23 protein-coding genes are annotated in these 25,036 nt (G+C 64.0%); 11 read left to right on the top strand and 12 right to left on the bottom strand.

Going from position 1 to position 25,036, the window contains the following annotated elements; genetic code table 11:
- Positions 1 to 56: 56 nt before the first annotated feature.
- The 6 genes from QA645_RS13015 (at position 57) to QA645_RS12990 (ending at position 6,041) form a co-directional block, all read left to right on the top strand.
- On the top strand, positions 57 to 1,415 hold the full coding sequence (locus QA645_RS13015) for a formimidoylglutamate deiminase (protein ID WP_283050662.1): 1,359 nt from the start codon (positions 57 to 59) through the stop codon (positions 1,413 to 1,415).
- Positions 1,412 to 2,140 (top strand): histidine utilization repressor, encoded by a 729-nt coding sequence (gene hutC, locus QA645_RS13010; protein WP_254132993.1) that lies wholly within the window; start codon positions 1,412 to 1,414, stop codon positions 2,138 to 2,140. Before QA645_RS13015 ends, hutC begins: the two co-directional genes overlap by 4 nt.
- A gap of 106 nt (positions 2,141 to 2,246) precedes the next feature.
- Complete coding sequence (locus QA645_RS13005) at positions 2,247 to 3,191, top strand: ABC transporter substrate-binding protein (protein ID WP_283050660.1); 945 nt, start codon at positions 2,247 to 2,249, stop codon at positions 3,189 to 3,191.
- Positions 3,192 to 3,260: 69 nt separating this feature from the next.
- Positions 3,261 to 4,034, top strand: a complete 774-nt coding sequence (locus tag QA645_RS13000) for an ABC transporter permease (protein ID WP_254132995.1) — start codon at positions 3,261 to 3,263, stop codon at positions 4,032 to 4,034.
- Positions 4,031 to 4,816 carry an ABC transporter ATP-binding protein gene (locus tag QA645_RS12995; protein ID WP_283050658.1) on the top strand — a complete coding sequence of 262 codons (786 nt, stop codon included), beginning with the start codon at positions 4,031 to 4,033 and terminating at the stop codon, positions 4,814 to 4,816. The genes QA645_RS13000 and QA645_RS12995 overlap by 4 nt, the downstream gene beginning before the upstream one ends.
- Positions 4,809 to 6,041: a Zn-dependent hydrolase gene (locus QA645_RS12990; protein WP_283050656.1), complete on the top strand. Its 1,233-nt coding sequence runs from the start codon at positions 4,809 to 4,811 to the stop codon at positions 6,039 to 6,041. Before QA645_RS12995 ends, QA645_RS12990 begins: the two co-directional genes overlap by 8 nt.
- On the opposite strand, the gene bamA is transcribed toward QA645_RS12990, so the two are convergent.
- Positions 6,038 to 8,554 (bottom strand): outer membrane protein assembly factor BamA, encoded by a 2,517-nt coding sequence (bamA, locus tag QA645_RS12985; protein ID WP_283050654.1) that lies wholly within the window; start codon positions 8,552 to 8,554, stop codon positions 6,038 to 6,040. The genes QA645_RS12990 and bamA overlap by 4 nt on opposite strands.
- Positions 8,555 to 8,794: 240 nt before the next feature.
- Here bamA and QA645_RS12980 point away from each other — a divergent pair, with 240 nt between their 5' ends.
- A complete protein-coding gene (locus QA645_RS12980) occupies positions 8,795 to 9,163 on the top strand; it encodes a hypothetical protein (protein WP_283050653.1) in 369 nt (122 codons plus the stop codon).
- Between the two features lie 34 nt (positions 9,164 to 9,197).
- On the opposite strand, the gene QA645_RS12975 is transcribed toward QA645_RS12980, so the two are convergent.
- From QA645_RS12975 to QA645_RS12955, 5 genes are all read right to left on the bottom strand, one after another.
- A complete protein-coding gene (locus QA645_RS12975) occupies positions 9,198 to 10,766 on the bottom strand; it encodes a GMC family oxidoreductase N-terminal domain-containing protein (protein ID WP_283050652.1) in 1,569 nt (522 codons plus the stop codon).
- Positions 10,767 to 10,806: 40 nt separating this feature from the next.
- The gene (locus tag QA645_RS12970) at positions 10,807 to 11,664 is read right to left on the bottom strand and encodes a carbohydrate ABC transporter permease (RefSeq protein WP_283050650.1); all 858 of its coding nucleotides are present in this window, start codon (positions 11,662 to 11,664) and stop codon (positions 10,807 to 10,809) included.
- Entirely contained in the window at positions 11,661 to 12,548 is an 888-nt protein-coding gene (locus tag QA645_RS12965) for a sugar ABC transporter permease (RefSeq protein ID WP_283050648.1), read from the bottom strand. The genes QA645_RS12970 and QA645_RS12965 overlap by 4 nt, the downstream gene beginning before the upstream one ends.
- 124 nt (positions 12,549 to 12,672) lie before the next feature.
- Entirely contained in the window at positions 12,673 to 13,896 is a 1,224-nt protein-coding gene (locus QA645_RS12960) for an extracellular solute-binding protein (protein ID WP_283050646.1), read from the bottom strand.
- Positions 13,897 to 14,000: 104 nt separating this feature from the next.
- Positions 14,001 to 15,035: a LacI family DNA-binding transcriptional regulator gene (locus tag QA645_RS12955; RefSeq protein WP_283050641.1), complete on the bottom strand. Its 1,035-nt coding sequence runs from the start codon at positions 15,033 to 15,035 to the stop codon at positions 14,001 to 14,003.
- Between the two features lie 137 nt (positions 15,036 to 15,172).
- On the opposite strand from QA645_RS12955, the gene QA645_RS12950 reads away from it, so the two are divergent.
- The 4 genes from QA645_RS12950 to QA645_RS12935 are packed head-to-tail and all read left to right on the top strand — an operon-like array spanning position 15,173 to position 19,144.
- Entirely contained in the window at positions 15,173 to 15,943 is a 771-nt protein-coding gene (locus QA645_RS12950) for a glucosamine-6-phosphate deaminase (RefSeq protein ID WP_283050629.1), read from the top strand.
- Positions 15,940 to 17,088: an amidohydrolase family protein gene (locus tag QA645_RS12945; RefSeq protein WP_283050627.1), complete on the top strand. Its 1,149-nt coding sequence runs from the start codon at positions 15,940 to 15,942 to the stop codon at positions 17,086 to 17,088. The genes QA645_RS12950 and QA645_RS12945 overlap by 4 nt, the downstream gene beginning before the upstream one ends.
- Before the next feature lie 9 nt (positions 17,089 to 17,097).
- Complete coding sequence (locus QA645_RS12940) at positions 17,098 to 18,132, top strand: Gfo/Idh/MocA family oxidoreductase (protein WP_283050625.1); 1,035 nt, start codon at positions 17,098 to 17,100, stop codon at positions 18,130 to 18,132.
- A 4-nt stretch (positions 18,133 to 18,136) separates the two neighbouring features.
- Entirely contained in the window at positions 18,137 to 19,144 is a 1,008-nt protein-coding gene (locus tag QA645_RS12935; RefSeq protein ID WP_283050624.1) for a Gfo/Idh/MocA family oxidoreductase, read from the top strand.
- A gap of 16 nt (positions 19,145 to 19,160) precedes the next feature.
- On the opposite strand, the gene QA645_RS12930 is transcribed toward QA645_RS12935, so the two are convergent.
- From QA645_RS12930 to QA645_RS12905, 6 genes are read right to left on the bottom strand one after another with little or no spacing between them, the layout of a single operon-like run.
- Positions 19,161 to 20,210, bottom strand: a complete 1,050-nt coding sequence (locus tag QA645_RS12930) for a LacI family DNA-binding transcriptional regulator (protein WP_254194824.1) — start codon at positions 20,208 to 20,210, stop codon at positions 19,161 to 19,163.
- Complete coding sequence (locus QA645_RS12925) at positions 20,207 to 20,851, bottom strand: ThuA domain-containing protein (protein WP_254194825.1); 645 nt, start codon at positions 20,849 to 20,851, stop codon at positions 20,207 to 20,209. Before QA645_RS12925 ends, QA645_RS12930 begins: the two co-directional genes overlap by 4 nt.
- 10 nt (positions 20,852 to 20,861) lie before the next feature.
- Positions 20,862 to 21,959 carry a Gfo/Idh/MocA family oxidoreductase gene (locus tag QA645_RS12920; protein ID WP_283050622.1) on the bottom strand — a complete coding sequence of 366 codons (1,098 nt, stop codon included), beginning with the start codon at positions 21,957 to 21,959 and terminating at the stop codon, positions 20,862 to 20,864.
- A 22-nt stretch (positions 21,960 to 21,981) separates the two neighbouring features.
- The gene (locus tag QA645_RS12915; protein ID WP_283050620.1) at positions 21,982 to 22,830 is read right to left on the bottom strand and encodes a carbohydrate ABC transporter permease; all 849 of its coding nucleotides are present in this window, start codon (positions 22,828 to 22,830) and stop codon (positions 21,982 to 21,984) included.
- The gene (locus QA645_RS12910; RefSeq protein WP_254194826.1) at positions 22,823 to 23,764 is read right to left on the bottom strand and encodes a sugar ABC transporter permease; all 942 of its coding nucleotides are present in this window, start codon (positions 23,762 to 23,764) and stop codon (positions 22,823 to 22,825) included. The genes QA645_RS12915 and QA645_RS12910 overlap by 8 nt, the downstream gene beginning before the upstream one ends.
- A 2-nt stretch (positions 23,765 to 23,766) precedes the next feature.
- On the bottom strand, positions 23,767 to 25,032 hold the full coding sequence (locus tag QA645_RS12905) for an extracellular solute-binding protein (RefSeq protein ID WP_283050619.1): 1,266 nt from the start codon (positions 25,030 to 25,032) through the stop codon (positions 23,767 to 23,769).
- Positions 25,033 to 25,036: the final 4 nt, after the last annotated feature.

The raw sequence follows: 25,036 nt of genomic DNA, 5'->3' as shown, positions 1-25,036 counted from the left end.
ACTTATATGTCTAGACATATAATCGTAAGGCGGTTCTGTCCAGCCGGTGTGCAAACATGACCCGACTGCATTTCGCCTCCGCGCTCCTGCCCTCGGGCTGGGCCAATGACGTGCAGGTGGTGATCACCGCCGGCGCGATCGCGGAGGTGACGCCGGGCGTTGCGCCTGCCGCCGCCGACGAGCGCCACGCCATCGCGATTCCGGGATTGGCGAGCCTGCACAGCCACGCCTTCCAGCGCGGCATGGCAGGGCTTGCCGAACTGCGCGGCGACAGCACCGATACGTTCTGGACCTGGCGCGAAACGATGTACCGCTTTGCGCTGGCAATGACGCCGGACGATGTCGCCGCTGTCGCGACCCTGCTTTATGTCGAGATGCTGGAGCAGGGATTTACCCGCGTCGGCGAATTCCATTATCTGCATCACGATCGCGACGGCTCGCACTACGCCGATCCCGCCGAGATGGCCGCACGCATTGCGCAGGCTGCCGAAGCCTCCGGCATCGGGCTGACGCTGCTGCCAAGTTTTTATGCGCATGGCTCCTTCGGCAGCGCCGCGCCGCACGACGGCCAGCGCCGCTTCATCAACTCTGTCGATCAATTCGCCAAGCTGATGGCCGCCTCGCGCAAGGCGATCGCAAACTTGCCGGGCGCCAATATCGGCATCGCACCGCACAGTCTGCGCGCAGTGGCGCCGGACGAGCTCGCGGCGATCATTCCGCTCGCCGAGGGCGGACCTGTGCACATTCATGCCGCCGAGCAGGTGAAGGAGGTCGAGGATTGCCTGGCCTGGTCGGGACGACGCCCGGTGCAATGGCTGCTGGAGCATGCGCCGGCCGATCGACGCTGGTGCCTCATTCACGCGACCCACATGACGGATGAAGAAGTCGGTGCATTCGCGAAGACCGGCGCGGTGGCGGGTCTCTGCCCTGTCACCGAGGCGAGCCTTGGCGACGGCATCTTTCCGGGGCGGGAATTTCTCGACGCCGGCGGGCTGTTCGGTGTCGGCACCGATTCCAACGTGCTGGTCGGCGCGGCCGACGAGCTGCGTCAGCTTGAATACGGCCAGCGGCTGAAGCACCGCGCGCGCAACGTGCTCTCAGCCGGCGCCGGCCGTTCGACCGGTCGCACGCTGTTCGACGTCGCTCTTGCGGGAGGCGCCCGGGCTCTGGCACAGCCGATTGCAGGCCTCACACCGGGTGCGCGTGCCGACATCGTCACGCTGGACGCTGCACATCCGTCGCTGGCAGGACGCGCGCGCGACGCCGCGATCGACGGCTGGATCTTTGCGGCAGGCAACGGCGCGATCGATTGCGTCTGGGCCGGCGGCAACAAGCTTGTCGAGAGTGGCCGGCATCAATTGCGTCAGGCTGCGCGCGGACGCTTCAACGCAGCGGTGCGGAGGCTCGTTGCATGAGCCTCGCCACCGACGCGGCCGACAAGCCCACGCTCTACAAGCGCATCCGCGCCGACATCGAAAAGCGTATCCTGACCGGCGAATGGCCACCCGGCCACCGCATTCCCTTCGAGCACGAGCTGGTCGCACGCTACGGCTGCTCGCGCATGACGGTGAACAAGGCGCTGTCGGAGCTCGCGCAGGCCGACCTGATCGAGCGCCGGCGCCGCGCCGGCTCGTTCGTCCGGCGGCCGCAGCATCAGTCTGCAGTTCTGAAGATCGCCGACATCCGCGCCGAGATCACGGCGCTCGGCCGCGGCTATGGCTATGAGCTGATCAGCCGCAAGCTTCGCGCCGCGACCGCCGCCGATCGCGAGCGTCTTGGTGTCAAGAAAGCCGGCAAGGTGGTTGCGATCAGCTGCCGCCACAGCGCCGACAACGTGCCGTTTGCGGTCGAGGACCGGCTGATCGATCTCGCGTCCGTGCCAAATGCTGCGTCCGCGGATTTTTCGCGCGAGCCGCCGGGTTCGTGGCTGCTCCATCATGTCCCATGGACAGAGGCCGAGCATACGATCAGCGCCATTGTCGCGGATGACCGCACGGCGGAAGCGCTCGACATCGCCGTCGGAGCACCCTGTCTCGTGATCGACCGCTATACCTGGCGCAGCGCGCGCACCATCACTGCGGTGCGGCTGCTCTATCCCGGTGACTCTCACCGCCTTGTCGCCCGATTCAAGGGAGGCTGAGAGAACGATGTCGGCACAAATTGTGCAACGCTTCGGGCAACGGTCCATTGGGGCCGACAGAGATCAACAGGACGTCAAACCATCGATCGGCAAGAGGACGACAATCATGCGTAGTTCGACAGTTTTTGCGACAATCATTGCTCTCGCAGCCGCCACTCCCGTGCTCGCCGACGACGTCAAGGTCGGCGTCGGCATCTCCGGATGGACGGGCTTCGCGCCGCTGACGCTGGCGAAGGAAGCCGGCATCTTCAAGAAGAACGGCCTCGACGTCACCATCAAGAAGATCCCGCAGAAGGACCGCCATCTCGCGATCGCCTCCGGCGACGTGCAGTGCGCGGCGACCACGGTCGAGACCTGGATCTCCTGGAACGCCAACGGCGTCGCGACCAAGCAGATCTTCCAGCTCGACAAGAGCTTCGGCGCCGACGGCATGGCCGTGCGCAACGACGTCTCCTCGATCAAGGAGCTGAAGGGCAAGACCGTTGCCGCATCCGCGCCCGGCACCTCGCCCTATTTCGCGCTGGCCTGGATGCTGAAGAAGAACGGCCTCACGGTGAAGGACGTCACCGTCGTGAACCTCGAGCCGGCTGCGGCTGCGCAGGCCTTCGTCTCCGGCCAGAACGACGCTGCGATGACCTACGAGCCGTATCTGTCGACCGTGCGTGCTGCGCCGGACAAGGGCAAGATCATCGCCACCACGCTGGACTACCCGATCGTGATGGACACATTCGGCTGCACGCCGAAATTCCTCAGCGAGAACCCGAAGGCAGCGCAGGCACTGGCCGACAGCTATTTCGAGTCGCTCGACATGATCGCCAAGGACCAGGCCAAGGCCTATGAGATCATGGGCGCCGACGTGAAGCAGACCGGCGAAGCGTTCGGCAACTCGGCCAAATATTTGCGCTGGCAGGACAAGGCCGCGAACCAGAAGTTCTTCGCGGGCGACTTCCTCGCCTTCAACAAGGATGCCGCCGACCTCCTGCTCGAGATCGGCATCATCAAGTCCGCGCCGAAGGTCGAGGACCTCTACGACGCAAGCTTCATCAAGTAAGCCCCGACACAGCGCTGGTCCTGCCCCACGGCGGACCAGCGCAAGATCGACCATTCGGATAGACCATCGATGCGTCCCCTGGATTCCGTGACATCGAGGCAGCGCGTGGCCTATGGCCTCGCGTTCTTCGTGCTGTTCGTTGCCCTCTGGTCCTGGGCGACCTTCGGCGGCCATGTGTCAAAAACCTTCCTCGCCAATCCGCTGACCATGCTGCAGGAGGGTTATGACCTTCTGGCCAAGCAGGGATTTCTGTTCGACATCGGCATGACGATCTGGCGCGTCGTCGGCGGCTTTGCCCTGGCCGCGATCATCGCGGTACCGCTTGGCGTGTTGATGGGCGCCTACAAGCCGATCGAGGCCTTCCTCGAACCGTTCGTGTCCTTTGCGCGCTATCTGCCAGCCTCGGCCTTCATTCCGCTCTTGATCCTGTGGGCCGGCATCGGCGAATTGCAGAAACTGCTGGTCATCTTCATCGGCTCGGTATTCCAGGTCATCCTGATGGTCGCCGTGACAGTTGGCGCGACGCGGCGCGATCTGGTGGAAGCCGCCTATACGCTCGGCGCCAGTGACCGCGGCATCATCCGCCGCGTGCTGCTGCCCTCCTCCGCACCCGAGATCGCGGAGATCCTGCGGCTGGTGCTGGGCTGGGCCTGGACTTACGTCATCGTCGCCGAGCTGATCGGCTCGTCGTCCGGCATCGGGCACATGATCACCGACAGCCAGGCGCTGCTCAATACTGGTCAGATCATCTTCGGTATCATCGTCATCGGGCTGATCGGCCTCCTCTCGGATTTCATGTTCAAGGCATTCAACGCCTGGCTGTTTCCGTGGAGGCTCGCATGACGACCCTCAAGATCGAACGGGTCTCGCGAACTTTCCCCGCGCGCCACGGCAACGCCCCCACGAGAGCGCTGGAGCCGACCGACCTCACCATCGGCAACAACGACTTTGTCACGATCCTTGGGCCCTCCGGCTGCGGCAAGTCCACGCTGCTTCGCATCGTCGCCGGCCTCGATCGCCCGACCGGCGGGCGTGTCACGCTTGACGGGCGCGAGGTAACCGGCCCCGGCGTCGATCGCGGCATGGTGTTCCAGTCCTACACGCTGTTTCCCTGGCTCACCGTGCGCGAGAACATCGCCTTCGGCCTGCGCGAGCGCGGGGTTTCAGAATCGGAGCGCACCAAGATCGCCGACGCCTTCATCCGCCAGGTCGGCCTGTCCGGCTTCGAGAACCACTGGCCAAAACAGCTCTCCGGCGGCATGCAGCAGCGCACCGCGATTGCGCGCGCGCTCGCCAATGATCCAAAGATCCTGCTGCTCGACGAACCTTTCGGCGCACTGGACAACCAGACCCGCGCCCTGATGCAGGAAATGCTGCTGGGCATCTGGGAGCGCGACCAGAAGACGGTGCTGTTCGTGACCCACGACATCGAGGAGGCGATCTTCCTCGGCAGCCGCGTCATCGTCATGAGCGCGCGTCCCGGCCGGATCAAGGCCGAGATCAATGTGGACCTGCCGCATCCACGCTCCTACAAGATCAAGACCACGCCGGAATTCGTCCAGCTGAAGGAACGGCTGGTCGAGGAGATCCGCACCGAGGCTCTGAAGGTTGCCGAACATGCCTGACACTCACCCCCGCGCCAATGGCGAGCGCGTCCTCGCCGATCTCAATGCGCTGCGTGCCCTCGGCGCCTACAAGACCGGCGTGCACAAGCCAACATTCTCGGCGCCGCACAAGCAATCGCTGGACTGGCTGGTGCGGAAGCTGCCCGAGGCTGGCCTCACCGGCGCGATCGACGGCATCGGCAACATCGTCGGCACCAGCACGAAGTCGGGTCCAAAACTGCTCGCTGGCTCACATCTGGAAAGCCAGAACTACGCCGGCTGGCTCGATGGCCCGCTCGGCGTCGTCTATGCGCTCGAGGCCGCGCGCGTGCTCAATACCGATCCCTCCGTGAACGGCTCGATCGAGGTGGCCGCATGGGTTGACGAGGAAGGCCATTTCGGCAGCTTCCTCGGCTCGCGCTCCTATGTCGGGCAGGTGACCGAGGCCGAGATCGACGCCGCGCGCGATCGCACCGATGGACGCACCATGCGAGATGCGCTCGGCGACATGGGGCTCACTGGACGACCGCGCGTCACGGCCGAACCGGGACGGCATGTCGGCTATCTCGAGGCGCATATCGAGCAGGGCGACACGCTCGAGAGCGGCAAGCTCGCGATCGGCGTGGTGACCTCCATCGTCGGCATCTGGCAGTACCGCATCAATTTCACCGGCGAGCAGAACCACGCCGGCACCACGCGCATGGCCGTGCGCAAGGACGCCGGCCTCGCGTTGGCTAGATTTTGCGTGGCGATCGACGAGCGTTTCCCGGCAGCGTGCGGCCCCCGCACGGTCTGGACCACCGGCCGCATCACGCTCGATCCGGGCGCGCCGAGCATCATTCCGGGCGGCGCGGAGATGCTATTCCAGATCCGCGACGACAATCCGGCCGTGATCGCGCGGCTGGAAGAGCTGTTGCGAACCATGGCGGACGAGGCCAACGCCAAAGGCCCTTGTACCGCGACCGTGGAGCGGATCCGCGTGGGCGCGCCCGCCATGATGGATACAGGCTTCCAGGACGCGATAGACGCCGCGAGCAAGGCCCTGGCCGGCGGACGATCGCTGCGCATGCCGAGCGGCGCCGGTCACGATGCACAGATGCTCGCGACGATCATGCCCGCCGGCATGCTGTTCGTGCCCTCGATCGGCGGCATCAGCCATCACTGGACCGAAAACACCGCCGATGCCGACATCGTCACCGGCGCGCAAGTCTTCGTCGACGCCTGCCGGCGAATTCTGGCAGGCTAGAACGACGTACCGCCGCCGAACCTGAACTGCTGGACGATGTCGTATTTGCCCTTCGTCAGCGGCACCGCGTAGTCGAAGCGCAGCGGGCCGAACGGCGAGGCCCAGATCAGGCCGACGCCGACCGACGAGCGCACCACACTGCTGTCGTCATATTGCAGTCCGCAGGTCGGACAGGCCTTGGTGTTGACTTCACCCGTCGCCGCCCATGACGTCGGCCCCTGATAACCCCAGAGCGAGCCGGCATCGGCATAGACCGCGCCCTTCAGGCCGACTTCCTTGGGCAGGAACCAGAACGGCATCTGCATTTCCATGGACGCGCCCCAGTACTTCGTACCGCCGAGCGCATCGCCGGTGGCGCCGAAGCTTGCATAGGTGATGTCACGCGGACCGATACCGTTCGGTGCGAAGCCGCGCACGAGGTTCGGGCCCATCTGGAAGTGATCCAGCATGCGCAGATCGTTGTTGCCGATCTTGTTGAGAACACCGCCCTGGAGATGGATCACACTGATAATCTCGGACACCAGCGGGGTGTAGTATTTGGTATCCAGCGCGGTCTTCAGATAAGTGACGTCGCCGCCCACCCCGGCAAAATCCTGCTTGAAGTCGACGAGCAGGCCGTCGTTCGGGTTCTTGGTGTTGTCGAGCGTGTTGTAGGTGAGCGTGTAACCCACGGCCGAAGTCAAAGTCGGGCCGTTCGCCAATTCCTTGCGGATCGGCAGGCTCGATTCACCGTCAGCGTAGCAGCCGTAGCCATAGTATCCCGAGCTCGTCGAGTTGGTGGGATCCGCTCCGCCCAGCACGCTCTGGATGTAGGCCGGCGTCGGGTTGAAGGCCAGCGACGTGTTGGCAGCGTTGTTGTTGCAATTGTTGTAGGCGGTCGGGAGCGTGATGGTCTGCTGATAGAGCGAGTAGCGGAGCTGGAGCGACAGGTCCTCGCGCAGCGCGAAGCCCAGGCGCGGCGAGAAGCCGAGCGTCGTCACCGAGTAGCTGGTATAGCTGTTCGACAAATTCTCGCGCCAGTAGGTGTCAAGTCCGAGTGCGATCCGGTAGTCGAGCAAATAGGGCTCGACAAAGGACAGCGACACGCCGCGGGCGTACTGGCCGTAGGTCACCGACGCCTTGGCATAGAGGCCCTTGCCGAACAGGTTGCGCTCGGAGACCGAGACCTCGGCGAGCGCGCCGTCGGTCGTGGAGTAGCCGCCAGAGACCGAGAAATCGCCGGTCGACTTCTCCTCCATGTCAACGATCAGGATCACGCGGTCGCTGGACGAGCCGGGCTCCGTGGTGATCTTGACGGTCTTGAAATAGTCGAGGTTCTTCAACCGGCGCTCGGCGCGGTCGACTAGGGCGCGGTTGTAGGCGTCCCCCTCGGAGATGTCGAACTCGCGGCGGATCACGTAGTCGCGCGTGCGGGTATTGCCCCGCAGGCTGATGCGCTCGATATAGGTGCGCGGGCCTTCGTCGACATTGAACACCACCGAGACGGTGTGTGATTCGAAATTGCGGTCGCCGCTCGGTCGCACCACGGCAAACGCGTAGCCGCGGCGCGAGGCCTCGATCTGCATCTCCTCGGTAGACTTCTCGACCAGCTCGACATTGTAGAGCGAGCCGACATTGACGCGCGACATGCCGCGCAACGTGCTCGCGTCGAAATTGGCGATGCTGGAGCGGAACTCGACCGCGCCGACACGGTATTGCTGACCTTCCTCGATCTTGAAGGTGACGAGGAAGCCCTTCTTATCCGGATCATATTCGGTCAGCGCCGCCACGACCTGCGCGTCGGCGAAGCCGTTCTTGAGATAGAATCGGCGGATCAGGTCACGGTCGGCCTCGACACGATCGGGATCGTAGATGTCACCGCTTGAGAGGAAGCTCAGCAGATTGGTCTCATGGGTCTTGATCACGTCGCGCAGGCGCGCGGCCGAGTAAGCGCTGTTGCCGATGAACTCGATCGATTTGACGCCGGTCTTGGCGCCCTCCTCAACTGTAAAGACGAGATCGACGCGATTGTTCGGCTGCTCGATGATTTCAGGCGTGACGCGCACGTCGTAGCGGCCCGAGCGGCGATAGATCTCGGCGATCCGCAGCGTGTCGGATTGCACCATCGCGCGCGAGAAGGTCCCGCGCGGCTTGGACTGGACCTCCGCCGTGAGCTGCTCGTCCTTGATCTTCTTGTTGCCCTCGAAGGCAACGCGACCGATCACGGCGTTTTCCACCACCGACACTACGATATGGCCGCCCGCCCGGTTGACTTTCACATCCTGAAACAGACCGGTCTCGATCAATGCCTTGAGACCGTCGTCGAGAGCCGCCTGGTCGAACTGCCCGTTGGGGCTGACCTTGAAGTAGGAGCGAACCGTCTCGGCCTCGACGCGGCGATTACCTTCGACCACGATCGTATCATTGACTTGCGCCGCCGCGACCGGCTGCGGCAACAGCACCGAGGTCAGTGAAGTTGCAATCGACACGCCACCCACGACCGCCGCGACAAGCCAGGCCCGCAAAAACGACATTCCACACCTCAAGAGCACCTGACTTGCTCTGAAACGGGAAAGCTGTGGCCACGGTGTGGCTTTCAGATTGCTGTACTGTTTCTGCGGATTGAGTTTGATTGATCCGCCGAAGCACATAGCGCCCTACGCGCGGCGTTTGCGCAAATCGCCAGAAATATCAGGCAAAACAAGGCTTGTTTACACGCCGCTGGAGCGATGCGAGAGCCGCTGACATCAGCCAACGCGCATGGGATGTCCGCAATGAAGCCGATCGTTATGACCAGTCTCGCGCTGGTCGCCATCCTCGCCGCGACCGTGGCCACCAACGCCGACACGGTCGGCAGGCGCAACCGGCTGCAGCCGGCGAAACAGGCCGTCTATGAGTACGGTCCGCACGGCCCTAATCGGACCTATCAATCCGGCTCCCGCACACGCATCTATGTCAGCAAGCGCTCCTGGCTGGATGGCGGGACCGAGGTTCTCCCCGGCGACCGCAAGTTCAGCGACTACGCCTATCCACCCGGCACGTCATTCGCCAATCAGAACAACAACCGCCCGCTCGACCGGCAGCCGCTCAGCCCGGCTTCGGACCTCGGCGGATTTGCGCAGAGGATCCCGCTCGCCTGGTAACGGGCTTGGGACCATCTCGCACGCCCGTCACATCTTATGCCGCGCCCTTCAACCGATCGGCCATGCGCTCAGCGATGGCGACCGTGGTCAAGTGAGTGTTGGCGCGCGGCACTTCCAGCATGATCGAAGCATCGATCACGCGCAATCCCGTGCATCCGATCACCCGGCATTCGGGATCGACGACCGAACGCGCGTCGCCAATTGCGCCCATTCTGCAGGTGCCGCTGGCGTGCTGCGCGTCGCTGCACTCGGCGAACAACCAGTCGTCGAGCTCCGCGTCGCTGAGCGGCTCGTCCATGGAGCGTCCACTGGCGCCATAGTCGACGCGATGAGCGATCTCGGCCACCGCAGGCTGCAGGCAGATATCACGCAGGCGACGAACGCCGTCGCGCATCCGCGCGAGATCGCTGGGGTCGGACAGCATGCGCTCCTCGACTTCAGGATCGACCTCGGGATCGACCGAGACGATGCGGACATGACCCTGGCTGAACGCCTGATAGACGGAGACGGCGATGCGCCCCAGCGTGACTTCCACCATCGATTGCGACGAGCGCGCAAGATTACCGGCGATCATGATCATGTCGTTCTCGCCGGCGCCTGCGAGGCCGGACGAGTAGCGCAGGCAGCAATTGGTGTGCCGGTGCATCAGCGTGCTGACCTGACTGCCTTCGCGCAGATGCAGCAATGCGTTGACGATCGGATGGTCCAGCAAATTCTCGCCCGCCGGCAAGTCGGCACGGATCGGGATGCCGAGCCTCTCCAGCACGGCGGCAGGCCCAATGCCGGAGCGCTGCAAAATGGCCGGCGAGTGGATGGCACCCGCGCAGAGGATGACGTCACGCGTCGCACGGGGCGTATAGGATCGGCCGTTCACGCGGACCATGACGCCGTTGGCGTGCAGCCGATTGCCCTCGAACGTGACGGTATCGACCAGCGCGTGACCGACGATGTCGAGATTGGCGCGATCGCGCGCGGGCTCCAGATAGCCGTCATTGGTGGAGATCCGTAATCCGCCCTCGCTGTTGATGGCGTAGGGCGAGACGCCGGTGCCGACGGGCGCGTTGTGATCCTCGCACCAGCCATAGCCGAGGCCGAGCGCCGAGGCGCGCAGCGCGCGGTCGACATTGCCCCAATCCGGGATCGGCGCGCGGTACACCGGGATCGGACCGCGATCGCCGTGATAGGGCGCGTCGGAGAAATTCTTGTCCGTTTCGAGCTTGCAGAAATAGGGCAGAAGCTCGTCCCACGACCAGCCGGTGCAGCCCGCGGCCGTCCAGCGGTCGATGTCGTCAGGAACGGCGCGGATTGCGATCTGGCCATTGATTGTCGAGCTGCCGCCCATGGCGCGGCCACGCCAGAGCAGCAGCGGCTGCTGCCGCTCGGTGCGTCGCGCCAGCAGCTTTGGCCAGCGAAAATCGTCGTCACCGATGGCGCGCATGGGGTTCGGGATGCGAATGTGGTCCGGCGTGGTGGCGGTGCGAAGATCCTGCCCTGCCTCGAGCAGCAGCACCCGATGCGACGGATCTTCGCTGAGGCGCGCGGCCAACGTCGCTCCGGCGGAACCTCCGCCGATGATGATTGTATCGTATTCCTGTTCAATCACGTCCTGTGCGCTCCTTCGACAGCCCCATGGGACGCGACGATCATTCCTTCAAACCGGTCCCGGCCACACCACGCACGAAATTTCGTCGCATCAGCGAGAAGAACAGCGCGCTGGGAACAAGGGCGACCGCAGCAGCCGCGCTGAGATGGCCGATATCCACGGTGAAGCCGGTCTGGAACAGGGCCAGCCCGACTTCGAGCGTATACGTATCCTTGTTGGTGGTCACGACGAGCGGCCATGCGAACGCGGTCCAGGCCTGGAAGAACGCCAGCACCCCAAGCGCCCCCAGCGGCCCCCGCATCAGCGGGAGCACGATCCGCAGAAAGATCCACCCCTCGCCTGCCCCATCCACCCGCGCGGCTTCCAGCAGCTCGTCGGGGATCGACGTCGTCACATATTGCCGCACCAGGAAGATGCCGAAGCTCATGACGAGATAGCCGACCAGGAGGCCGGGCAGCGTGTTCAACATACCCGCGGCCTGAACATTCAGATAGAGCGGGATCATGTAGACTTCGAAGGGCACGACTAACGTCGCGATGATGACGCCGAAGACGGCCGGAAACCAAGGCAGATCGAACTTGCCGAGCACGTAGCCGGCGATGGCGGAGGTGGCGACGATGCTGGTCGTCGAAATCCCTGCAAAGATCAGTGTATTGCCGATCCAACGCAGCAGCGGCGTTTCGTGCAGCACGCCGAGAATGTTCTCCAGTGTCGGCTGGTTTGGAATGATGGTGGGCGGCCAGGCCAGCAATTCTGGCGGCGTCTTGAACGCGTTGCTGATCAGGAAGACCAGCGGCAGCAGCATCATCAGACCGACAACGGATAGGACAACGTCGATCGCGAAGCCGGCAGGCGTGTTGCGATCGATATCGCTGGACGGATGGTCTGGATCGCTCACGCCCGGCTCCGATCCCGAAACAACCTGAACTGCGCGCCCGTGAGAATGAGCACGATCACGAGAAGGACGACGGCCTCGGCGGCGGCATAGCCGACCCGGTAATTTCGAAAGCTGTTTTCGAGCATGTCGAGGACGAGCACGCGAACCAGATGCCCCGGCGCACCCTGGACGTCCGAGGCCAGGACGAAGGCCTGCGCATAAATGTTGTACGACGAGATCAGCGTGATCACCGACACGTACAGCATCACCGGCTTCAGCAGCGGGATTGCGACGTAGCGGAACGCCTGGAACGCGGATGCGCCGTCGAGCCGCGCCGCCTCGTAGAGCGCCTCCGGAACGTTTTTCAACCCGACGAGAAAGATCAGCACGGCATAACCGATCGCCTGCCAGGAGCACAGAACGATCAGGCAGACCACCGACAGGACGGGGTCGAACAGCCAGGACTGTGCCGGGATTCCGAACCATCCGATGAGGGCGTTGAGCGGCCCGAGCCGCGCATCGAAAATCCATTTCCAGGCCATCGCCGCCGGCACCAGCGACACGACGTGCGGCAGGAAGATCGAGGTTTCGTAGAAGCCGCTGCGCCGCAGCCCCTGCCGGCTGTTGATCAGCGCAGCGAGCGCGAGCCCGACGGGAATCGTGATCACCAGCACGCCGAAGGCGACGACGGTGGTATTGAAGATCGCTTCGAGAAACAGCGGATCACTCATCAGTTCGACGAAGTTGTCGAACCCGACGAACGGCTTGCGCCGCGAGATGATGTTCCACTTGAACAGGCTGAGACGCAATGTCTCAGCGATTGGGTAAACGCGCAGGCAAGCATAGAGGCCGAGAACCGGGAGCAGCGCCAGAACCGGAAACAGCCATTTCGGCTTGGAACGCATGGAGTCTCCCGGAGCGGCCGCCGGCTAGCGCTGCAAATGTGTCGACGCGACCATTGATTGCGCGCTCATTTAGCCAGCAGATCTTCCCGGGCGAGGATCTTGTCGCTCTCCTCAGCAGCAGATTTCAGGAAAGCGTCGAAGCGGCATCGTTTCCTGCCAGCGATTTGTCGGTGAAGGCCTTCTCGAGCCGGGCCGCGAGCCGGGTGAGAATTTCACTCGCGGGACTGATCGCGGGCACCGTGAAGAAGACGTGGTCGGCCGGGGTGTTCACGAACGCGCCGAGCTGGGGGATCTTGCTGATAACCGCGGAGTAATCGAGCCCCTTGCGATTGGGCACCCACGCCGTGTTCTCGACCAGCCACAGCAGGTTTTCCGGCTCGTTCGCCTTCTGAACGAAGTCCCAGGCGATCTGGTTCTTCGGCCCCTTGTTGGGGACGTAGAGATCCACCGGGACCATCAGCGTGCCCTTCGGCAATGGCGCCGTCGCGTATTTGAGGTTGGGCGCCTTCTTGGCAACGTCGCCGATCACCCAGGACTCCCGGATGAACATCGCGGTCTGGCCGAGCTCGAAGGCTTCGGCGTCCGCCTTCATCTCGGGCGACACCGTCCGATAGGTCACGACGTTGTCGAGGTACTGCTTGAGCGCGTTGCGGCCGGCTTCGTTGGCATAGGCGGCGCGCCACTTGCCGCCCTTCTCCTCCAACAGCGTGCCGCCGTGATTATAGAGGATGGTCCAATATTTCTCCGCGATGCCGGAGCCACCACCGCTGAGACGCAGGCTCCAGCCGCTGACGGTCGGCGTGCCGGATGCGTCACGTTGGACGAGCTTCTGCGCATAGGCCGTGTATTCCGCCATCGTCTTGGGAGGCGAATTGAGACCGGCCTTGGCAAACATGTCGGTGTTGTAGAACAGCGCGCCCTGCCCCTGGAACAGCGGCACACCGTAAATCTTGCCGTCATACGTGGCGGTCTTCACCCGCGTCATGTCGTAATTGGCTTTGACGAAATCCACGATCGCGGCCGGGGGCTCGGGAATGAGGCCAGCCTCCAGATATCGCGCAGCCTCGACCTCCATCTCGATGACGTCTCCGGCGGAGCCGGATGGAAGCGAGAGCGCCAGCCGCTTCTCATGCTCACGCAAGGCAATGGCCTCGACGCTGATGTCGAGATCGGGATACTTCGCCTTCAGCTGGTCTCCGACGCGCTTGTAGAACGGGGCGAGGTCGGGCCAGCCGCTCCAGATGGTCAGCTTCTCCGCCGACGCAGCCGAAGCCAGCATCGGGAGGGCGGCAGCCACCGCCAGCAACCGGGCCGCCGACAGCCAGAAGGATTTCGCAATGAAGGCCATGTCCCCGCTCCCAGAACTCTGAAATTCCGATCAAAGGCTGTCATGCAACCGGTTGCGTGTCAATTGCGATCCATTGCCGCTTTCCAAGGCTGTTGACCAAATCGTCAGCGGGTTTTTCGTTTCGCAGGCGCCGGACCGGTGCTCGCGCGAACGACGAGGTGAGAGTTCAGCTTGTGGCGGATCTCGCCTGATGCGCCACCATTCATCTGGCTGAGCAGGAGGCCAACCGCGACATCGCCGGCATCGGCGCAACGCGCCGACACCGTGGTGAGCTGCGGGTACGTGGTTTCGCCGAGAACATCATCGCAACCGACCACGCTGAACGATTTGGGCACGTCGACATCGAGGGCCGCAAGCCCGGCCAGCAGCCCCTGGGCCACGAGGTCGTCAAACGCGATGGCCGCGGTCACTCCGCTGGCGACGATCGGGACAGCGGCCAATCGGCCGGTGTCGTAGGATGGCGGGCGAGCCGGAATGGCGATCACCTTGAGCCCGCGCTTCGCCGCCTCTTTTCGGACCGCATTGCGCCGCTGCTGGTTGGACCATGACGTCGTGGGGCCGCTGACATAGGCGATGTGCCGGTGCCCAAGCTCGGCGAGATGCGCGATCGCGGCCGCAACACCAGGCGCGGTATCGATCAGGACCCGCGTGATTCCGTCGATGTCGCGATTGATGAGCACCAGCGGCCGGCGCGCGGCATAGATGCGGATTTGCGTCTCGTCCAGACGGGAGGAGGCGAGCACAAGCCCCTCCACCTGGCCGATGAACCGCCCGAGCAGCAATTCCTCACGCGCGGGATCCTCGTCCGAATTGCCCAGAAAGACGCAAAGTCCCGCCCTGTCGGCGTGAAGCTGGGCGGCTCTGATCAGCGGCGGAAAGAACGGGTTCGCAACGTCTGAGACGATGAGCGCAACGTTGCCATGCCGGCCGGTCGACAATGCGCGCGCAACCTGGTTGGGCACATATCCCAGTTTGTCGGCGACCGCCTTGACGCGCCGGACGGTCTCCTCGCTCAGCATTCCGGGGCGCGTGAAGGCGCGCGAAACGGTCGCGCGCGAGACCCCGGAAATCTTTGCGACCTGACTGATGGTCGGCGCAATCTCTGAGCGCCGCTCCCTGCCGTCGGAATCGCGTTTCACCGGTGGCGTCTCCTGTGCGGGATCTCGACATTACACATGCCTTGATCGCCGCCGGGGCGCAAGCTTGACATGCAACCGATTGCATAACATTCTTGCCCTTGTAGGTTGATCTGCGGCCGGACAAGACGCGAGTAGATATGATGGCTTCGGTCGCGCCAGGGATCGCGATATCAGAGACGCGGGATGCGATGGGCCGGGCTGCGGCCCTGGACATCGCTGCTGCGCTACGCGATCGCCTCGCACGGCAAGATCGCGTGAGGATGGTATTCGCCGCCGCGCCGAGCCAAGCGGAGATGCTGGACGCGCTGATCGCAGAGCGCGATATCGATTGGCGACGCGTGATTGCCTTTCACATGGACGAATATCTCGGGCTTCCGGCGCACGCACCCGAGCGCTTCGGCGTGTGGCTCACCCGCCATTTCTTCTCGCACGTCCCTCTGGGCGCCATCCATTTGATCGGACAAGAACCGGATCCGGACCGCGAAGCGGCGCGTTATGCGGCCCTTCTCAGCGATGCCCCGATCGACATCGTGTGCCTCGGCATCGGAGTCAATGGGCATCTGGCGTTCAACGATCCGCCCGTCGCGGATCTGCACGACACCAAGCAGGTCAAGATCGTCGAGCTCGACGCGATCTGCCGTCAGCAGCAGGTCGACGACAGGTGCTTTGCAACATTGGGCGACGTGCCGACGCACGCGATCACCCTGACGGTTCCCCGGCTGCTGGACGCGGATCAGCTTTTCTGCGTGGTGCCCGGCGCGGCGAAGCGAGCGGCCGTCGAGCAATCCCTGTACGGCCCGATCGGCGCGACCTGTCCGGCGAGCGCATTGCGCACGCATCCGCGATGCATGCTGTATCTCGATCGGGATTCCGCACCGCCACGGCTGCAAGCCACGGCACGCGCATGAGCGATCGGGCGACACAAATCTCGGGCCGCGATCCGGAGACTGGTCAGCCTCATACGATCACCATTTCCGATGGCTGCATCTCCGACATCGCGCCCGGCGGTGCTGATGACGAGCACTGGTTGTCGCTCGGACTGTTCGATCTGCAATTGAACGGTTTTGGCGGCCATGACCTCAATGGCGGCACCGATGCACAGACGGTCCGCGATCTCGCCCTCGCCGTCCATCGCAGCGGTGTATCGCGTTTTGCGCCGACGCTGATCACGGCATCACGTGCTGCGCTCATCGATGCATTGAAGGCGATCGCAGAGGCGCGCGACAGCGACCCGCTGATCAGGCACGCGATCCCCTTCATCCATGTCGAAGGGCCCCATATCGCACCCGAGGACGGTCCTCGCGGCGCGCATCCGGCCGAACACGTCAGACCACCGGATCTCGATGAGTTCGACGCCTGGCAAGCCGCCTGCGGCAACCTCGTCGGCCTGGTGACCTTGTCACCACACTGGCCGAAGACGGCCGACTACGTACGAGGCCTTCGCGCTCGCGGAGCCCATGTTGCGCTCGGCCATACCAACGCCACGACGGATCAGATCTCCGCCGCGGTCGACGCCGGCGCCATATTGTCGACGCACCTCGGCAATGGCATCGCGGCCCAGCTACCGCGGCATCCCAACCCGATCTGGACGCAGCTCGCGGAAGATCGGCTCTGGGCAAGCTTCATCGCCGACGGCCACCACCTTCCGCCCGAGACTTTCAAGGCCATGCTGCGCGCAAAGGGCCTCGGGCGATCCATGCTGGTTTCGGACGCCGTTGCGCTCGCCGGCTGTCCACCCGCGATCTACGACATGCCCGTCGGCGGGCGCGTCGAACTGAAGGCGAATGGCCGGCTGGAAGTCGTGGGCACGCCGTTTCTGGCAGGCGCAGCGGCCAGCCTGCCGTTCGGGATCGCGACGGCGAAACGCATGGCCGGATTGACGCTGGCCGAGGGATTGAGCCTGGCAACGATCAATCCCCGTGCGCCATTCCAGCTTCCGGCTCTCACAGTCGGCTCGCCCGCCGATCTGCTTCGATTTCGCGTCGGCGATGATGGATCCATCATTCCCGAGACCACCTATGTTGCCGGCCAGCCCTTTCCGGCCAAGCCTTGAGGAATTGAGATGAACCAACTTCGCATCGGGTTGGTCGGTCCGGGCGCGATCGGTGAAACGCACGCGCGCGCGATCAGGGCGCTCGACGAGGCCGTTTTGGCCGCTGTCGCCGGCGGCACGCCCGAGCAGATCGCCGCGTGCATCGACGGCGAACCTGTTCCGTCATTTGCAACCACCGAGGCCATGCTGGCCGGCGCAGAGATCGACGCCGTCGTCATCTGCACGCCGAGTGGCGCGCATCATGATGCAGCCCTCGCCGCCATCAGGTCCGGTCGGCATGTGCTTGTCGAGAAGCCGCTTTGCGTCGATCCAGCCGCGGCTGCATCCCTGGTCCGCGCGGCCGAGAGCTCGCAGCTGACATGCGGCGTGGTCTCGCAGCGCCGCCTCGAGCCGCAGCACCAGGCGATCAAGACGCTGCTCGACGCAGGCCACCTCGGGCAACCGCGCCTGATCGAAGCGGCGATCCACTGGTATCGATCCGACGCATATTATGCCGAGAAGCCATGGCGCGCCGAAGCCGATCACGGCGGCGGCTCGCTCTTCAATCAGGGCGTCCACAATCTGGATCTGATGCTTTGGCTGTTCGGACCGGTTGCGAGCGTTCAAGGCAAGACGGCGACGCTCGGACATTCACACGCGATCGAAGACACGACGGCGGCGCTGCTGTCCTTCGCCTCCGGCACGCTCGGCGTGATCGTGACGAGCACGGCATTGCCACCAGGACGGCCGGCCATGCTCCGCCTGTTCACTGATCGCGGCAGTTGCGAGCTCGCGCACGACAGCATCGTTCGCTGGGATTTTCCCGGTGTCTCACAGCCGGCGAGCGCGACGGGACCGGGAAGTGCCGCCAACGACCCAAAGGCGATCGGCATCGAGGGGCATATCGCGCAATGGCGCGACTTCGTCGGGGCGGTCCGGGAACGACGGACACCCGCCACGCCATTCCGGGATGGATTCGAGGCTGCGCGCGTCGTCACCGCCATCTATCGCTCGGCTGCGGAAGGCCGGGCCGTCACCCCGAACGACATCTCGCCACTGGTGTAGCTCGATGGCCGATAGCGCCCCCATGCTCGACATCGCCATCATTGGCGCCGCTCATCCGCACGTCGAATATGTGCTCTCGGAAATCGCCGTCAGGACCGACGTCAGGATCGTAGCAGTCGCCGATCACGACGCCGCGCGCCTCGCCGAACTCGAACGGCGCACGCAGGCGCCCGGCTACACCGACCCGATCGCGCTTTTGGACGCGCATAAGGTCCAGGCCGTCGCGGTCTTCACCGAATTCGGTCTCAGAGCTCCGATCGTCGCTGAACTGCTGCGCCGGAATATTTTTGCGATCGCCGACAAGCCGATGGCGGTGACGCTTCCCCAGCTCGCCCTGATCGAGGACGCCCTCGCCGGCCGCAACCTGCTGACGCTGCTGCTCGAGAAGCGCTTCTATCCTGTGACGCTCGCGCTTCGTTCGGTGCTCGACAGCGGCGAACTGGGAGACATCGTCTCGATCAGCTCGACCGGACCCCACAAGCTCGTGCCAAGCCGACGTCCCGCATGGATGTTCGAGCCGTCGACCTATGGCGGCATTCTCGCCGACCTGACGGTCCACGACATCGATCTGGCGCTTTGGCTGACAGGCTACACCAGCGGCACGATCAGCGGCTGGGTCTCGCCCACCCCGGCTGCCGGCACAACGAGCTTCCCTGCCTTGGGACGCGCCATCCTCGCCTGCGACAACGGCCCGCAATTCTCGATCGAAGTGGACTGGATTCAGCCCGAAGCTTCTCCCCGCCACGGCGACTATGCCATGCGGATCTCGGGGACACGCGGGCGCGCGGACGTTCTCTTCGCCGAGAACCGCCTGCTCGTCGAAACCGCGACACAAGCAAGACGTGAGGTCGAACTTCCCCCGGGCGGCTCGCCTGCCGGCTTCGCCTTCGATCATCTCGCGCGCGGCGAAGCCCTGCAAATTTCGGCGAAGGACGCCCTGCGCGCCACGCGCATCGCGATCCTCGCCGAGGAAAGCGCGAAGCAAGGCGGCAAACCGATACGCTGGAGCTGAGAGGCGATGCTCGACGTTACGGCAGATTGTCCCGCAGAAAAATGTCGATACGGATGCGCTCCTGGTCGGGGCTGATCGGCTCGCCGGAACAATGCGCAAGCAGGACGCGCGCCGCGGACCGCGCCTCGTGGCCGGGATCCTGGTTGATGATGGCATCGAGCGTGCCGCGAACCAGAAAACGCCGCGTGTATTGCGTCAGTTCATGGGTGATCCAGACCACCTCGCGCGCACGACCGGAGGCCTCGAGCGCATCCGCGATGCCACGGTTTCCGGCGCCGCAGCAATAGATGCCGCGCAGATCGGAATGGCGTGCGAGTAGTGCGGCGGTGAGCTCCCGCGTGCGCTCGCTGTCGTCGCGCCCCTCGATGACTGGTAACGCACGCAGGTTCGGATATTCGCTGGACAGGATCTGGTGGAAGCCGAATTGCCGCTCGGTGTGATCGCGCAGCGACAGCGATCCCGCGATCACGGCGACCGTCCCCTCGCCCCCAGCCAGGAAACGTCCCATCAGCGTCGACGCAGTCCGTCCCGCGGCCGGGTTGTCGATACCGACATAATGCAGGCGGCGCGAGCTCGGCGCGTCCGACACTAGGGTCACCACGACAACCCCGCGCGCGGTAAGTTCGTCGATCGCGGCGCGCACACGGGGATGGTCGAGCGCGATGACGGCGACGCCCTGATAGGCCGGCGACAGGTTTTCCAGCGCGCCGGCCAACACATCCGGATCGAACACGTCGACATGGAGGATATCGATGAATCCGCGCTGTCCGGCGATCCAGTCCGCGGTGCGCTGGACCTGCTCGGTCAGGTTGGTCATGAAGCTGTTGCTGCCGGACGGCAGCACGAAGGCGAAGCGAAAACTCTGCCCACGTGCGAGCCGCGCGGCCGCCACGTCCGCGCGGTAGCCGAGCTTGGCGACCGCAGCCTCGACGCGCGCGACGGTCTTGGCGCGCACGCCCTCGCGCCGGTTGACGACGCGATCGACAGTAGCGAGCGAAACGCCCGCCGCACGCGCGACGTCTTCCAGCGTGGCGCGAACGGCCGGCTGCGTCGCGCCAGCTGTCATTCGCGCGCCGCCCACAACATGCCGCGGGTCATCAAGGTCCGGATCTCCGGGACGTCGAGCTCGTAGGCACGGTGGCCAAGCGAGGAATAGAACACCCTGCCCGCGCCGTAGCGCTTCTTCCAGACCACGGGCATCACCACCCCATCGATCCAGGATGCGTGCTCGCCGGTAAAGGTCGTCGTCGCCAACACCTCGATGGCGGGGTCGATATGCATATAATATTGCTCGGACCGATGCTCGAAGTCTTTCAAGCCTTTCATGATGGGGTCGTCAGGCTTGGTCACGTCGACCTTGTAATCGATGATGTTGCCGGGATGCGCAACCCACTGCCCACCACACAGAAACTGGTAGTCCACAGAATCGCGGAACGCATCGCACATGCCACCATGATGGCCGGCGAGCCCGACGCCCCCACGCACCGCTGCACAGAGATTGAGCGCGTCCGCCTTCTCGATCTTCGACATGGTGTAGATCGGGATGATCAAGGAGAGATCATGGATTTTGGGATCGCCGAACGCCTCCGTCGTGGTTTCGATCCGGACCTCAAAGCCTTCCGCCTTCAGCCAGCCGCGGATCATCGAGGCACAGAGATCGGGATCGTGTCCCGGCCAGCCACCCCATACAATCATTGCCTTGCGCATGGTCATTTCCTCAGTCGATCTGTCCGGTTTCACGTCCGGCCGGCAGCATCGCCGGCCGCTCGACGCGGTTCTCGATCTTGACGCGCCGCCCTTCGTCGGCGGAGGTCTGGAACGCCTCCATCACCTCCAGCACATGGAAGGCGAGCGCGCCGCTGGCGCGATGCGGCCGGTTGTTCAGGATCGCGGAAGCCATATCGGCGACGCCGATGGAACGGAACTCGCCTTCGACATGACCGTGTGTCAGCGGCACCGTCTCAAATTCGCCGCCGGTCTTGGCGACCTGCACCTCTCCCCCGAAGCGGTTCGGGTCCGGCACCAGCATGCTGCCCTTGTCGCCATAAATCTCGATCGGTGCGTGCCGATGTTTTGGGACATCGAAGCTCATCGCGATCGAGACGACCGCCCCGCTCTCGAATTCCAACGTGCCCGCGACATGGGTCGAAACCTCGACCGGGATCAAGGTGCCGTTCATCGGCTGGCTGGTGACCAGGCGCTCGGATCTCGGGCGCGCGGTCGAGCCCATCACGCTGGCGACCGGACCGAGCAGCTGCACGAGATCGGTGATGTAGTACGGACCCATGTCGAGCATTGGTCCGCCGCCGCGCAGATAATAGAATCCCGGCGCCGGATGCCAACGCTCGTGGCCAGGGCAACCGAAGAAGGCGCTGCCTGCCACTGGCGTGCCGATCGCGCCGTCGTCGATCAGCTTGCGTGCGGTCTGGTGGCCGCCGCCGAGGAACGTGTCGGGCGCGCAGCCGACACGCAAACTCTTCTGCGCTGCAAGATCCATCACCTTGCGGGCTTCCGCGACGTTGATGCCGAGCGGCTTCTCGGAGTGAACGTGCTTGCCGGCGTTCAGCACCGCGAGGCTGACGTCGGTGTGGGCGAGCGGCACCGTGAGATTGATGACGATCTCGACGTCGTCGCGCTTGAGCAGCTGATCGACCCGCATCGCCGGCAGTCCGAACGCGGCGCCCTGCCGCTCCGCGACATCGCTACGCATGTCGGCCAAGGCCCTCACCTCCATGACCGGGAAGCGCTGCGCCGCCTTGATGTAAGCGGTGCTGATGACACCGCAGCCGATGATTCCGACGCCGACTTTTCTCATTTTTTTCTCCGTGAAGTCCTGCTCACCCCTTGACCGCGCCCGCCGTGAGGCCGGCGACGATGTGCTTCTGTGCCAGAAGGAACAGAATGATCGTCGGCAGGATGGTGAGCGTGATGAAGGCCAGGATCAGGTGCCACTCGGACGAATATTCGCCCTGATAAATCATGATGCCGAGAGGCCAGGGATAGAGCGCATCGGTGTTGAGCATCACCAGCGGCAGCAGATAGGCGTTCCAGCTGTTGACGAAGGTAATGGTCCCGACCGTCGCCAGGATCGGTCGCGACAACGGCAGCGTCACGTAGCGGAAGAATTTGACGTAGCTGCAGCCGTCGACCAGCGCGGCCTCGAGCAGCTCATGGGGGATGTCCTTGAAGAAGCGCCGCAACAGCAGCACGCTCATGGCCAGGCTGAAAGCCACCTGCGGCAGCGCGACGCCAAAGTAAGTATCGAGCAGTCCGAGATCGCGCACCTTGATGAACAGCGGCAGCACGGCGGTCGCGGCAGGAAACAGCAAGCCAAGCGTCAGGTAGCTCAGCAGCATCGATGAGCCGTAGAACCTGACATGGGCAAAGGTGAACGCTGCCATCGAGGCGGTGATCAGGGTCAACGTCACCGTGAGCGTCGAGATGATCAACGAGTTGCGCAGGAGCTGCCAGTAGCGCCCGGAGAACAGAATGTCGGCATAATTCTGCCATTCCCAGTGACGAGGCAAGCCAAACGGATTGACGCGCAGTTCACCCAGCGATTTGAAGCCGCCGAGCAAGGTCGCGAGTAGCGGCACCAGCACGAAGATGGCAACGACGGCGAGGAACGCCGCCTTGAACAGCACGGCGGGATCGAACGGCGCGCGGGTGGTCTCGGCGTTACTCATCGCGCATGAACCATCGCTTGTAGGTGAAGGCAAAGGTCACGCAGATCACGAACAGGATGACGCCGATGGCGCTGCCGTAGCCGACCCGCATGCGCGAGATGCCGTTGTTGTAGAGGAAGCTCACCATGGTGTTGGAGGAATCCGCCGGTCCCCCGCGCGTCAGCGGCATGACGAGATCGAACAACTGCAATGAGCCGACGATGGCGAAGAACACGGAGAGCCGGATCGTGGGATAGAGCAAGGGGATGACGACATGCCGCAGCGTTTGCGAGCGCGTTGCGCCGTCGATCCGCGCCGCCTCGACCAGGCTCTTGTCGAGACTCTGGAGCGCCGCGATGAACAGCATCATGTGGAAGCCAAAGTACTTCCAGACGATCACGATCAGCACCGCCAGCATCGCCGTGTCTGTCGAGGCCAGCAGATGCGGCGGCTCGGCGCCGAAGGTGCGCCAGATCGAAGCAACGAGGCCGTAGTCGCCATCGTAGACAAAGCTGAAGATCAAACCGGTCGCGATCTCGGCCAGGATATAGGGCATGAAGAACAGCATCCGCAGCGCCACCGCGCCGCGAAACTTCTCGGCGAGCATCAAGGCCAGCGTGAGCGCGAGCGGCAGCTGGATCGCGAGCGAAACTGCGATGATCAACCCGTTGTTGCGTAGCGCGAGCCAGAAGGCGCGCGTCTCCAGCACGAAGCGGTAATTGTCGAAGCCGATCCAGTTGGTCGGCTTGCCAAAACCGTTCCAGCTGAAGCCGGAATACCAGGCGGCCTCACCGATCGGCAGCACCACGAAAAGCGTGAACAGCAGCAGCGCCGGCGGCAGGAACAGAATCAGGACAGTGAAGCGGCCGTCCCAGCTCGGGCCGCGAGCCACGACCTGCGGGGCCGTCTCGTCAGCAACGCCCATCGGCGACGCGATCGCGATCCGTCGCGCCACCGTCAGTTACCCTGCTTGTACGCCGCTTCGATCGCTTTCGCAGCGTCCTGCGGGCTCATGCTGCCACCGGCGATCTCTGCCGTGACATCGTTGACGACGCGACCGACCGACGGGCCAAGGCTCTGGTCATAGAAGTTCTGGTGATAGTTGGACTTCGCCAGATTGGCCGCGATCTGCTTCATGAAGGCGCTGTTGAGGCCGGCCTCGCCGCCCTTGACGACGGGAACGATGAAGTTGCCGGCGGCGAGCCGCGCCTGCACGTCCTTGGAGATAAAGTACTTGAGAAAGTCGGTGGCTTCCTTGGGCGCCCCCTTGGTGATCAGCCAGCCGGTGATGCCTCCGAGCGTGTCTGACGGATCACCCTTGCCGCCGGGGACGACCGGAAAATCGAACCAGCCGAGCTTGTCGTCGGTGAGACCGACCTTGTCGGCGGCGAGCGCGCGCTGGGTGTGGTAGAAGGACGAGATGGCCAGGATCATCGCGGCCTTGCCGTCACCGAAATAGCCGACGGCCTGCGGGTTCTTGAAGCCGAGGAAGCCGTTCTGGAACGGCTGCAGATCGACAAGCTGCTTGAACAACTCGCCGGATTTCTGAAAAGTTTCACCGGCAAAGCCGCCGTTTTCACCCTTCAGCGCTGCCTCGAAGGCCGGCTTACCGCCGACGCGCACGGCGAGATGCGTCCAATAGAAATGCAGCGGCCATTTGTCGGCACCGCCAACCACAATCGGCGTAACACCCGCGGCCCTTAGCGCTTTCACCGCGCCGAGCAGATCGTCCCATGTCTTGATCTTGCTCGCATCGACATTCCCCTTGGCCATCAAGTCCTTGTTGTAGAGGAAGCCGACCTGCGACAGCGCGATCGGAAGTCCAAAGACGCGGCCGTTCTGGGAGAAGGCGGCGAGCGCCGCCGGTGCGATCGTGTCGCCGTAGCCCCCGCTCTTCACGGAATCGGTGATGTCTTCCAGCACGCCCGCGTCGATCTGCGTCTTCAGCACCCCGCCGGCCCAGCTATAGATGATGTGCGGCCGGTCCTTCGATTGCAGCATGGTCGGCAGCTTGGCCTTGTAGGCCTCGTTCTCGAGGTACTGCATCTCGATTTTCACACCCGGATGCGACGCCTCATAGGCACGCGCAACCTCCTCCCAGATCTTCACCTGGGCCGGATTGACCTCGATATGCAGCCATCTGACGGTGGTGTCGGCCGACGCGGAACTGGCCCAAAGCAGGCATGCAACAGCGGTGAGTCCCAGCTTGGCAAGCAGCCTCATCACA

It is taken from the genome of Bradyrhizobium sp. CIAT3101, from assembly GCF_029714945.1.
Taxonomy (GTDB): Bacteria; Pseudomonadota; Alphaproteobacteria; order Rhizobiales; family Xanthobacteraceae; genus Bradyrhizobium.
Note: the sequence above shows the minus strand (reverse complement) of the source record. Positions and strands in the feature narration are given on the sequence as shown.